At 57.7% G+C, this 11,598-nt stretch carries 11 protein-coding genes; 5 read left to right on the forward strand and 6 right to left on the reverse strand.

What is annotated here, in order from left to right:
* Positions 1-52: 52 nt before the first annotated feature.
* The 4 genes from eno to ACR0AY_RS03865 form a co-directional block, all read right to left on the reverse strand.
* Entirely contained in the window at positions 53-1,330 is a 1,278-nt protein-coding gene (gene eno, locus ACR0AY_RS03850; RefSeq protein ID WP_170406273.1) for a phosphopyruvate hydratase, read from the reverse strand.
* Positions 1,331-1,474: 144 nt separating this feature from the next.
* Complete coding sequence (locus ACR0AY_RS03855; protein WP_170509497.1) at positions 1,475-2,353, reverse strand: DMT family transporter; 879 nt, start codon at positions 2,351-2,353, stop codon at positions 1,475-1,477.
* A 136-nt stretch (positions 2,354-2,489) separates the two neighbouring features.
* A complete protein-coding gene (locus ACR0AY_RS03860) occupies positions 2,490-2,903 on the reverse strand; it encodes a Fur family transcriptional regulator (RefSeq protein WP_170396723.1) in 414 nt (137 codons plus the stop codon).
* Positions 2,904-2,975: 72 nt separating this feature from the next.
* On the reverse strand, positions 2,976-3,680 hold the full coding sequence (locus tag ACR0AY_RS03865) for an endonuclease/exonuclease/phosphatase family protein (RefSeq protein ID WP_170396721.1): 705 nt from the start codon (positions 3,678-3,680) through the stop codon (positions 2,976-2,978).
* Between the two features lie 115 nt (positions 3,681-3,795).
* Here ACR0AY_RS03865 and ACR0AY_RS03870 point away from each other — a divergent pair, with 115 nt between their 5' ends.
* Complete coding sequence (locus tag ACR0AY_RS03870) at positions 3,796-4,227, forward strand: hypothetical protein (RefSeq protein ID WP_480453736.1); 432 nt, start codon at positions 3,796-3,798, stop codon at positions 4,225-4,227.
* A 62-nt stretch (positions 4,228-4,289) separates the two neighbouring features.
* On the opposite strand, the gene ACR0AY_RS03875 is transcribed toward ACR0AY_RS03870, so the two are convergent.
* Positions 4,290-5,708, reverse strand: a complete 1,419-nt coding sequence (locus tag ACR0AY_RS03875; protein ID WP_170509494.1) for a protein adenylyltransferase SelO — start codon at positions 5,706-5,708, stop codon at positions 4,290-4,292.
* Between the two features lie 86 nt (positions 5,709-5,794).
* Between ACR0AY_RS03875 and ACR0AY_RS03880 the strand changes: the two genes are divergently transcribed.
* Positions 5,795-6,214 (forward strand): cupin domain-containing protein, encoded by a 420-nt coding sequence (locus ACR0AY_RS03880; protein ID WP_170509491.1) that lies wholly within the window; start codon positions 5,795-5,797, stop codon positions 6,212-6,214.
* Positions 6,215-6,218: 4 nt separating this feature from the next.
* Entirely contained in the window at positions 6,219-7,109 is an 891-nt protein-coding gene (locus ACR0AY_RS03885; RefSeq protein WP_170509460.1) for a fatty acid desaturase, read from the forward strand.
* A 64-nt stretch (positions 7,110-7,173) separates the two neighbouring features.
* On the opposite strand, the gene ACR0AY_RS03890 is transcribed toward ACR0AY_RS03885, so the two are convergent.
* Positions 7,174-8,253, reverse strand: coding sequence for an anhydro-N-acetylmuramic acid kinase (locus ACR0AY_RS03890; RefSeq protein ID WP_480453842.1), 1,080 nt, complete (start codon positions 8,251-8,253; stop codon positions 7,174-7,176).
* 650 nt (positions 8,254-8,903) lie between these two features.
* On the opposite strand from ACR0AY_RS03890, the gene ACR0AY_RS03895 reads away from it, so the two are divergent.
* Both ACR0AY_RS03895 and tyrS read left to right on the forward strand, forming a co-directional pair.
* A complete protein-coding gene (locus ACR0AY_RS03895; RefSeq protein ID WP_480453738.1) occupies positions 8,904-9,983 on the forward strand; it encodes a Hint domain-containing protein in 1,080 nt (359 codons plus the stop codon).
* Between the two features lie 298 nt (positions 9,984-10,281).
* Positions 10,282-11,532: a tyrosine--tRNA ligase gene (gene tyrS / locus ACR0AY_RS03900; RefSeq protein WP_170509450.1), complete on the forward strand. Its 1,251-nt coding sequence runs from the start codon at positions 10,282-10,284 to the stop codon at positions 11,530-11,532.
* Positions 11,533-11,598 lie beyond the last annotated feature (66 nt).

An 11,598-nucleotide genomic window follows, 5' to 3' on the forward strand; every position in this document is an offset into this window, starting at 1 on the left:
TGGCCCCGGCGTTCTGCCGGGGCCTGATCTGGTTTTACCAAGTACGCCAAACTCAGCGCTTCAGGATCGACGCGCCGGCGTATTCTGCGACCTCACCCAGCGATTCCTCGATGCGGATCAGCTGGTTGTATTTGGCCAACCGGTCCGACCGCGCCAACGAGCCGGTTTTGATCTGCCCGCAGTTGGTCGCCACAGCCAAATCGGCAATGGTGGCATCTTCGGTCTCGCCCGAGCGATGCGACATCACGTTGGTATACCGTGCACGGTGGGCCATATCGACGGCGCGCAGAGTTTCGGTCAATGATCCAATCTGGTTCACCTTGACCAGCATCGAGTTGGCACAGCCACGATCGATCCCCTCGGCCAAACGCTCTGGGTTGGTTACGAACAGGTCGTCGCCGACCAGTTGTACTTCGTTGCCGATGGCATCAGTCAGCGCTTTCCAGCCATCCCAATCGTCCTCGGACATACCATCTTCGATCGAGATAATTGGGTAATCTTTGACCAATGTCGCCAGATACTCAGCGTTTTCCTCTGAGGTCAGCGAGATGTTTTCACCCGACAGAACATATTTTCCGTCGCGGTAGTATTCGGTGGCGGCGCAGTCCAGCGCCAGATGGATCTCCTCGCCGGGTTTGTAGCCCGCTTTTTCGACCGCCTGCAGGATGAAATCCAGTGCCTCACGGGTCGAAGCGATGTTAGGGGCAAAACCACCTTCGTCCCCCACTCCGGTGGCCAGTCCGGCAGCCGACAGTTCGCGCTTGAGCGTATGGAACACCTCCGACCCCATGCGCACGGCTTCGCGGATATTCGCGGCCGAGGTCGGCATGATCATGAATTCCTGAATGTCGATCGGATTATCGGCGTGCTCACCCCCGTTGATGATGTTCATCATCGGAACCGGAAGAACGCGCGCCGAAGTACCGCCAACATAGCGATACAGAGGCTGCGTGGTGAAATCCGCCGCCGCCTTGGCCGTCGCCAGCGAGACACCCAGGATAGCGTTCGCGCCCAGACGGCCCTTGTTCTCGGTCCCGTCGAGTTCAATCATCGCCTGATCGATGGCCACCTGCTCGGTCGCGTCAAAGCCCACCAGTTCTTCGGCGATCTCGCCGTTAACGGCAGCAACCGCTTCCAGCACGCCCTTGCCCATGTAACGAGATTTGTCACCATCGCGCTTTTCCACCGCCTCGTAGGCGCCGGTCGACGCCCCTGAAGGCACAGCGGCGCGGCCCATGGTGCCGTCTTCCAGAATCACGTCTACTTCGACCGTCGGGTTGCCCCGGCTGTCCAGTATTTCGCGTGCGTGGATGTCGATGATCGTGCTCATGATACGGGTCCCAATGATGCCAACGGTTGCATGCCTCATACCAGCACGCGGCGAAAAGTAAACCGTTTCCGTTATCGCTAACACTTATATTTTTCAGCCTTTAGGGCTAACAGTTTGTTGTTTGCGCCAACAGGTCGCGGGCGCTTAGGCCACTGCCAATGCCCGCGCCAGCTGGCGTTCTCGAATGAAAGTATACAGACCTGATCCGATAATCAGACCGGCACCAGCCAACGTCATGCTGTCGGGGCGTTCGCCAAACATCAGCATCCCGGCCGTGATCGAGAACACCAACCGAGTATACCGAAATGGCGTCAGCGCTGAAGCTTCGCCAATCCGCATCGCGGTTACGATGCCGTAATAGCCCAAAACGCCGAACCCGATGGCACCCAGATAAGGCCCGATCTGCGCAGCTTGCAGCGGCACAACGGGCTGTGCTGTGAACACCATAAGGGCCGCACCAGCCAGCGCCACTCCGATATAGGCCTGCAATGCGACGACCGACGAGGCCACACGAACATCCAACCTACGCGTGATCAGATCGCGCGCGGCAATTGCAACGACCGAGACCAAAACAAACAATGATTCCGGCTGGAATCCATCGAACCCGGGGCGGATGATCATCAAGACGCCGACAAAGCCGATGCCGATGGCGCTCCAACGACGCCAACCGACCTGCTCACCCAGAAACAGTGCTGCCCCCATCGTGACAAATAGAGGCATCGCCTGAAAAACCGCCGCCACAGTCGACAGATCAACAAGTGACAGCGCGGTCACAAAGCTGAGCGCACCAAAGGCTTCGGTCCCGGCACGGATCAGTGGCAAAGTTTGCCACGCGACCGGGTCGAAGATACGTTTACGTGTCGCCATAGACATAAGCGTAAACACAGCCCCGCAGATCAGACCCAATGCGATCATGATCTGCCCGGTCGACACACTGACCGAGAGATGCTTGATGAACATGTCCTCAAGCGCGAAGGCCGCCATCGAGCCGATGATCAGCAAAATGCCGTTTACGTTGTTCATGCGCGTTTCCATTGGAACAGGCCGCTGACAGGCGGACCTTTCCGGCAGCAAAACCGCAACCTTTGCGACGTCGCAAGCAGTATTACGACATGTTCGATGAAATCGCGTTCACCGACCGATCGATTTTCGTGATGTGTCAGTCTTTTTCCAACGGTACGCCGTACAATTCAAGGCGATGGCCTTTCAGCCTGTAGCCAAGCTTGGCTGCAATCTTTTCTTGCAGCGCTTCTATCTCAGGGTCGACAAACTCGATCACCTCGCCTGACTGCATGTCGATCAGGTGGTCGTGGTGATCGCGCTCCGCATCTTCGTACCGCGCGCGCCCGTCACCGAACTCCAGCCGCTCAAGTATCCCGGCCTCTTCGAACAACTTCACGGTACGATAGACTGTCGCGATCGAAATTCCCGCATCTTCGGCTGAAGCACGGGCATAAAGCTCTTCTACATCCGGGTGATCTTCGCTTTGCTGCAAGACCTGTGCAATGGTCCGCCGCTGGCCGGTCATGCGCAGGCCCTTGGCTTCGCAACGGGCGATAATCGTGTCGGACATGGTGACCCCCGGAACTGTTCGGTGTTCTGTCTTAATATGTCTACGCGCCCTGCGCCACAGACGATTTTGCGGTCAGGCGATGCGTCGCAGATCGGCCCAGACGGGTAAATGATCCGAGGCGATATGCGCGGGCCGCGCATCATGCACCCCGTGCAGTGCAGCCTCAAGCCCCTGCCCCACCGCGATTCTGTCCAGTGCCCCCAATGGCTGCGCGGCCGGGAAGCTTGGAACCGGAGGAAGAAACCGCATGTCCGGGGCCAAATGATCTAGAACAGGCTGGCGTGACCATTCGTTGAAATCCCCGGCCCAGACGGTGGGCATGTGTTCCAGATCAGAATCACATCGACGGATATGACTGATCTGTTGGCGTCGCGACGCCGGCAAAAGCCCAAGATGCATGCCCATCACCCGCAAAGGCCCGATCTGCGTATCAAACTCGACCCGCACGGCGCCGCGGGGCTCCAGACCCGGCAAATCATGATGACCTGCCTGACGCACCTGAATGGCGTCCCCACGCCAGATCACCGCGTTGCCATGCCAACCAAGACTACCGGCACCGCCCAGGTCCACGATCTGCCACCCGGCCTCATCCAACATGAAATGTGGCAAAGCGGCAGGACGGGGCGGCAATCGTTTGTCCGCCTCCTGCAAAACAACGATATCGGCCTGCATGCTTTCGATGACCTGCAATATCCGCTGCGGCTGCCGCCGGAAATCGAGGCCCACGCATTTCTGAATGTTGTAACTGGCAAGGCGCAGGGTCGAGCGGTAGGTCATCGGCACACCAAACTGATTTAACCCAAGATCGCCAACTGGTCGGACAAGTGCAAGCTGAACCCAGCGCTGAATGGCAACGCGCCGCCTGCTCCGCTAACATTTGTGCAAAACGGCCTTGAGCCCGCGCAGCCCCTCGGCCACCTTCACGATCATGTTCATAAGGTTTGTCCACCCGATCAAGATAGAAGATATGGACGCGCGTCAGGGGTTCTTCTGCGCGGCCTACGACCTGCGCGACACTGCCGCGCTGGATAAATACACATTCGATCGAATTGAGGCGCTGCTGGTTTGGTTCCGGGAAAACCTTGAAATCCCCTATCGTTTCAACAGGACAAAATCTAAAGGCGCCTTTCAGCGCAATACCAAAGGCCTCAGCTGGTTCAAACCCGAAGCCAATGAGGTTTTGGGCAAGTCGTATGAGATGGTCGAACTACTCAAAGAAAACGGATATCAGATCGATACTCTGCGATCAGACCGGATCGGCTACGTTGTCTATGAAGATGCGTGTCAGGTGATCGCCGAACCCTTTGCAGACACGCCCCGATAGCCTCGAAACCTGAAACTTCAAAAGTTTCAGGCTCGGTTTCTTCATAAGAAACCGTCTCTTTGTTACGTACCGCAGAATGTCGCGTGTACGACCTCGTTCTTCGCCGGAGGGCGCATCAGGTCAGCTGATTCTGGTTGATCCTCATACGGCCGTGACAGCACTTCATTCAGCCGATTGAACGGTGCGTAATCGCCCTGCACCGCAGCCTGAATCATCTGCTCCACCCGATGATTGCGTGGAATGAAGGCCGGATTGGCCACAGCCATCACGTCCAAAGGCGCATCCTCACGCGCCAAGCGTTCCTGCCACCCCTTTGCCCATTCGTCAAAAGCCGCCGGGTCGGCAAACTGGTCTCGCGCGCGGTCGCTGCCCAGCGCGCGGAACGTGTTTGTGAAGTCCGCCTGATTCTGCGCCATCCGCGTCAACAGATCCGAGATCATTTCAAGATCCCCCTCCTCTGCCCGAACCAATCCGATCTTGGCCCTGAAACGTTCCAGCCAATGTGCCTGCATCAACGCAGGCATGGCATGGACAATTTCGGTGGCCTCTTCGACAGCTGCGTCCTTGTCCTCAAACTGCTGAATTAGGGCCGTTGCCAGCTGCGCCAGATTCCAAACCGCAATCTCAGGCTGGTTCGAGTAGGCATACCGCCCCATCCGGTCGATCGAGCTATAGACTGTATTCGGGTGATAGCTGTCCATGAACGCACATGGGCCATAATCGATCGTCTCACCGGCGATCGAGCTGTTGTCAGTATTCATGACCCCGTGAATGAAACCCACGCTCATCCATCGAGCGATCAACCCGGCCTGCGCATCCCGAACCGCGCGCAACAAACCCATAGCCCTGTCCGCCTCAGGATAGTGGCGCTGAACGGCATATTCAGTCAGCCGTTGCAGGCTCTCTATCTGCCCTCGCGCTGCAAACACCTGAAACGTGCCCACCCGCAAATGGCTCTGCGCCACACGTGTCAGTACCGCCCCGGGCATCGGACCCTCGCGCAGCACGATCTCTCCGGTTTCAACCGCTGCCAAGGCGCGCGTGGTGGGAATGCCCAGCGCATGCATCGCCTCGGAAACCACATATTCGCGCAAAACCGGCCCCAGCCAGGCACGTCCATCTCCCTGGCGCGAGAAAGGTGTCTGCCCTGAGCCCTTCAATTGAATATCCCGCCGAATCCCGTCGGTTCCGACCGTCTCACCTAACAAAACCGCGCGCCCATCTCCTAGTTGAGGGTTATAGGTGCCAAACTGATGCCCGGAATATAACTGCGCCAGCGGCTCGGCCCCTTCGGGCACAGTATTGCCCGCAAAAGCCTGCGCCATCTCTTCTACGTCGCCCGGCGCAATCCGCAACAGTCGCGCCAGATCACTGTTGAAGGCAACAAGCTTCGGTGCACGCACAGGCACAGGCCCCTGCCGCGCAAAGAAGGTGTCCGGCAGGCGAACATAGCTGTTGTCAAACGGGATCGTCAAAGTCATGCGGCAAACATATGCTCTGCATACACAATTGCCATAGCAGATCGTGCGCGTGCGTGCATAATCCCACAAACAGACCCGAGGCTCCCATGACCGCGCAAGACATCATCCAACACCTGAACCTGCAGCAGCACCCCGAAGGCGGCTGGTTCAAAGAGACTTGGCGCGCCGACAATCCCGGCCGTGCCACCGGCACTTGCATCTACTTCCTGCTGGCAAAGGGTGAGCGCAGCCACTGGCACAAGGTAGATGCGACCGAGATCTGGCTCTACCATTCCGGCGCTCCGCTGATCCTCTCGCTCAGCGCCTCCGATACAGGCCCTGCCAAAGACCACATCCTGACACCTGATCTGACCCAAGGCGCACCGCAGCTTATTGTACCCAAGGGCCATTGGCAGGCGGCGCGCAGCAGTGGAGACTACACGCTGGTCAGTTGCACTGTTTCACCGGGATTTGAATTTGATGGGTTTGAACTCGCGCCACCCGGCTTTGATATTCCAGGAGTGTAATTCCATGGACCACCGCTCCCTGATCGCCGCGATCCCGCCCAAGACCAAGGACAGGCTGCAACAGCGGTCAGACATGGCAGGTCTCAGACATCTAGCGATCTATTTCGGCGCTTTGACAGCAACCAGCACCGGTATCATCCTACAGGTTCCCCTCTGGCCGCTACTGCTCCTGCCGCAAGGCCTATTGCTGGTTTTCCTCTTTACGCTCAGCCACGAATGCACCCACAAGACGCCGTTCAAAACCCCTTGGATCAACGAAGCGGTTGGGCACCTTGTCTCAATTCCTATCTGCCTGCTGTTCACATGGTTTCGCTACTTTCACCTTGCCCATCACAAATGGACAAACCACCCAACCAAAGACCCGGAACTTGGCGGCAAACCCCGCCCTGAAAACTGGCGCAGCCTTGCGATCTATCTCAGCGGTTGGCCATATTGGACAGGTATGGCCCGTGTGTTGACCGACAACGCGCGCGGCAGGATTGGCGCCGCTTACCTGCCAACCCGCCAGCACCACGCCATACGAACCGAAGCCCGAATATTGTCCACACTATATGCCCTGGCCGCACTCAGCCTGTTCTTCAGCCCCTTGTTGTTCTGGCTCTGGCTTCTGCCCGCCCTTATCGGCCAGCCTTTCCTGCGCCTATACCTGCTCGCCGAACACGGCCTCTGCCCGCCGGTGGCAAACATGCTCGAAAACTCCCGTACCACCTTTACCAATCGAATGATCCGATTTCTGGCCTGGAACATGCCCTACCACGCGGAGCACCACGCCTTTCCAAACGTGCCTTTCCACCACCTTCCAGCCTTCCACCGTTGGACCCAGGCACACCTGCAATCCACCTCGGACGGCTACACCGAATTCACCCTGGATTACGCCCGCGCCCTAAATCGCTAGATCCGCATCTTCATCTGGCCAAAAATACCTCGGGGGAGTCGCGCAGCGACGGGGGCAGAGCCCCCTACCCGCTCACCACGACACCCCTCGCCGGAGAAGACACGACACCGCCCCCGACCAGCGCACTTACCCCGGTGGTACCCGGGCAAGAGGTCGGCAATCCCCGCGCCACACGCACGGCAAGGTAGGCAAAGGCCTGCGCTTCCAGCATGTCTCCGTCCAGCCCAACCGCCTCAACCGGCTCGACCGGGCAATCCAGCGACACGCGCAGCATTTCCATCAGCACTGGGTTGTGACGTCCGCCACCGGTAACCAGCATGCGCACAGGCGGCTTGGGACAATGCTCCATCCCCTGCAGCACACCCGCAGCGCTCATCCCGGTCAACGTGGCCACCGCATCCGCATCGCTCAGCTCGGTCACCAGACCGATCATTTCCGAGAAATCATTCCGGTCCAGCGATTTGGGCGGCATTCGGTTGAAATAGGGTTCGGCCAGAAACAGCTCCAGTGCGCCGGTCTCGACCGTACCCTCTCGGGCCAGCGCGCCGTCCCGATCCATCGGCAACCCCAACCGCGCCTGCATCAGATCGTCAACCGGCGCGTTGGCAGGTCCGGTGTCGAAAGCCAGCAACGCCCCTGGCGCTTCAGGCCCGTCAAAAGACGGGTCAACATAGGTCAGGTTCCCAACACCGCCCAGATTGAGGAAGCACAGCGGCTCTTCCGCCCCGATCCATTTGGCGCAGGCGAAATGAAAGAACGGGGCCAGAGGCGCACCCTCTCCGCCCAGCGCCACATCATCGCTGCGAAAATCCCAGACCACCGGCAGCCCCAAAGCCTGCGACAGACCCAGCCCGTCTCCCACCTGCAACGTGCCACGCCCACGCGGCTCATGTGCCAATGTCTGACCGTGGAAGCCGATCAGGTCGACCTCTTCGAACTCTGAAAGAACCTCGGCATGTGCCCGGGTCACCAATTCAGCCGAAATATCAACCTTTGGTCCATGCCAAAGCCCCAGCGCCGCGCGCAGTAAGGCACGCTCTTCTTCGGAATAAGCGCGATACCCGCTGGGACCAAAGCCGAATATCTGCTGCCCATCGGTTTCAACGACCGCAGCGTCCACACCGTCCAGCGATGTGCCCGACATGGCCCCCAACGCTCTGATCGCCCCCGATTTACTGATGACCCTGCCCACGCCGACCTCGTATTGCGTCTCTCCACCCGTTTCGCCGGGTTCTGAGCACAACCTGCACGGTAATGCAAAGCCAAGGCAAGACACATCATGCGCGAGCTTCATTTTTCTTGGAAAAGGTGCCCTTTCCTTGCCTCTGCCCGCGCCTCTAACGTGCGCCGCTACAGAGTTCCGAAAGGTACGAGACTGCGAATGAAGGCAACAGGGCGTTCTCGAACGCAGCGCAGTTCAGAGTGCTCATGAAAGAACTGTACAAAGTCCATTACCATATGTTCGCAGATCGCTACAGCAGGTGCCAAGCTCTCCCAAGAATGCCCATCGCCGGTTTCAATGTTCCACTTGATCTGAAGCACCTACGATCATTCCATATAGCTCAGCTTCGTCAGATTTGCATTGAAACAAGGCGACTGAATAATGGCAGGTATTTTGGGATGTTGAGTGCAATAAAAGTGCAGGCTCAAAACCCCGGATATTCGCAAATGTTGCGCCAATGCTTATAGATGAGATATTAATATGTAGCGAAGCACAGACAACAAATTGAGGACGGGTGAGTAGGTTCATACCGCTTAGTAAAAAGCGGCAGTGAATTGGCCTGAACAGGGTTTATGCCAAACATATACGGTGCATTTCGGACGGACACGACTCTGACCACGAACCAGGCCCAATTCGGCGGCGTTGGAACGACATTTCAGATCTCCGCGTACAATACGATCGAAATTACTGATGGTGTTGACCCCAACACCATCGAAGGAGACGGTGTAAACAACGAATTCCCAGACGATCCCACGCAAACCTATCTGGGGAATGCAATTGCTTGGGACTACAATTACATAGTCACGGATGGCACCAATACCTATACGATTGGCGTTTTCGACTATGATTCCAGCGGCGACGGCGCGTTTGGCGGCGGAGCCGAGCAAGGGTTTTTCATCGGCTTTTTGGGGGATGTCCCCCCGCTCAACACAACACTGACGATCACGGCACTGGGTGACGGTGCCTTCGCCAGTCCAGTCGTAAATCTGCCCGTTGACGACTTTGTTCCCTGTTTCACCAGTGGCACGAATATTCGGGTAAGGGGTGGTCATAAGGCGGTCGAGGATCTGAAAGCCAGCGATGAGATCGAAGTGTTTGAACCCACAGGTGATGGGCCCGGATTTGCCACCCTGCTGCGGGTGTTTCGCCGTACGATATCTGCCCCGGAACTGGCCGCAAACCCCAAACTGCGCCCGGTTCGTATCAGCGCCGGAGCGTTAGGTCTGGGCTTGCCTCAGCGTGATCTTGTGGTGTCCCGGCAGCACCGGATGATGGTGTCTTCAAAGATTGTCGAGCGTATGTTCAGGACTTCCGAAGTTCTGGTACCCGCCGTCAATCTGACTTCGCTGCCCGGTATTTTCATCGACCAGGATGCCCAGAGCGTCGAGTATTTTCACCTTCTTTTTGGACAGCACGAGGTAGTCTATGCCGAAGGCGCACCATCGGAAAGCCTGTTTGCCGGACCGGAAGTGCTCAAGGCCATCAGTCCAGAAGCACGAACAGAAATCCTGAGCGTATTCCCCGAGATAGCAGAACTGGAATTTGCCCCCAAGCCCGCCTGCCCGATCCCATCCGGGAAGCTGCAAAAGCAACTGATTGAACGCCACATCAAGAATGAAAAGCCGCTTCTGTCCAGACACACTGCACGCTAGAACCAGAGGTTATCCGGCAGGACTTGGTACGCTTCAAAGACTGACGCGATATTCTGTGTTTCGCTATGCGTTATTTCTTCGCGTTTCCCTCAGAAAGCTTATCCGCAAGATTCTTTCAGTACGGACTGCACTTGCTCGCCAATGACTGGACATTCCGCGAGACTTAGGGAATTAGAAGGCCAGTCGCATGAATGTACCTTCCGTCGTGCGACCAAGCGGGTCTGGTTTTGAAATTACTGACCTATGACTTACACCAGCCCTTGCAGAGAGGGCCAGAACACAAGGCCTGTTGAGCGTCATGACCTACCACCCCAAATCGGATTTCATCGCCACGATGATCGAGCGCGGCTTTCTCGCCGACTGCACCGATTATCAGGGCCTTGACGACGCGCTGATCTCTGGGGTGCAGACGGCTTATATCGGCTATGACGCCACCGCACAGTCGCTGCATGTAGGTCACCTGATGAACATTATGGTGCTGCGCTGGTTGCAGAAAACCGGCCACAAGCCAATTACCCTGATGGGCGGCGGCACCACCAAGGTAGGCGACCCCTCGTTCCGTTCAGACGAACGCCCCCTGCTGGGCCCTGAACAGATCGACGCCAATATCGCAGGCATGAAACAGGTGTTCTCGAAATACCTGTCTTACGATGACAGCGACACCGGCGCGCTGATGCTGAACAATGCCGAATGGCTGGATAGCCTGAACTACCTCGATTTCCTGCGCGATATTGGGCGGCATTTCTCGGTCAACCGGATGCTCAGCTTTGAATCGGTGAAATCGCGGTTGGATCGTGAACAGTCGCTGAGCTTTCTCGAATTCAACTACATGATCCTGCAGGCTTATGACTTCCTCGAACTGAACCGCCGGTATAACTGCGTTCTGCAGATGGGCGGCTCGGACCAGTGGGGCAACATCGTCAACGGCATCGACCTAACCCGCCGGGTGCTGGATCACGAGATCTATGGCCTCACGACCCCCCTGCTGACCACCAGCGATGGCCGCAAGATGGGCAAATCACAGGGCGGTGCGGTTTGGTTGAACGGCGACATGCTGAGCGCCTATGAGTTCTGGCAGTTCTGGCGCAACACGACCGACGCCGATGTGGGACGGTTCCTGAAAATCTTCACCGAGCTTCCGGTGGACGAATGCGACCGCATGGCCGCGATGCAAGGGTCCGAGATCAACGAGGCCAAAATCCGCCTCGCCAACGAAGTCACAACTCTGCTGCACGGTGCAGAAGCCGCTGCAACCGCCGAGGCGACCGCGCGCGAGGTGTTCGAAAAGGGCGGCGTTGGCGGAGACCTCCCGACCCTGACCCTCAGCGCATCAGAGCTGGGTGACGGCATGTCGATCGTGCAGTTGATCGTCAAATCCGGCCTCGCCAAATCCGGCAAAGAAGCCAAACGCCTGATCGCCGAAAACGGCGCCAAACTGGACGATGCTCCGCTGACTGATACGGGCCTGATGATCGACGCAAGCGCACTGTCCTCGCCCATCAAACTCAGCGCGGGCAAGAAACGCCACGCGCTGGTTCAGTTGGGCTGAGCCAAATTGGGCGGTCGCCGCCGGGTGGCCGTCCATTGAAGTAGAAGTGGCAGATTAATTAGGTCG

This window comes from Ruegeria sp. A5, assembly GCF_056543005.1.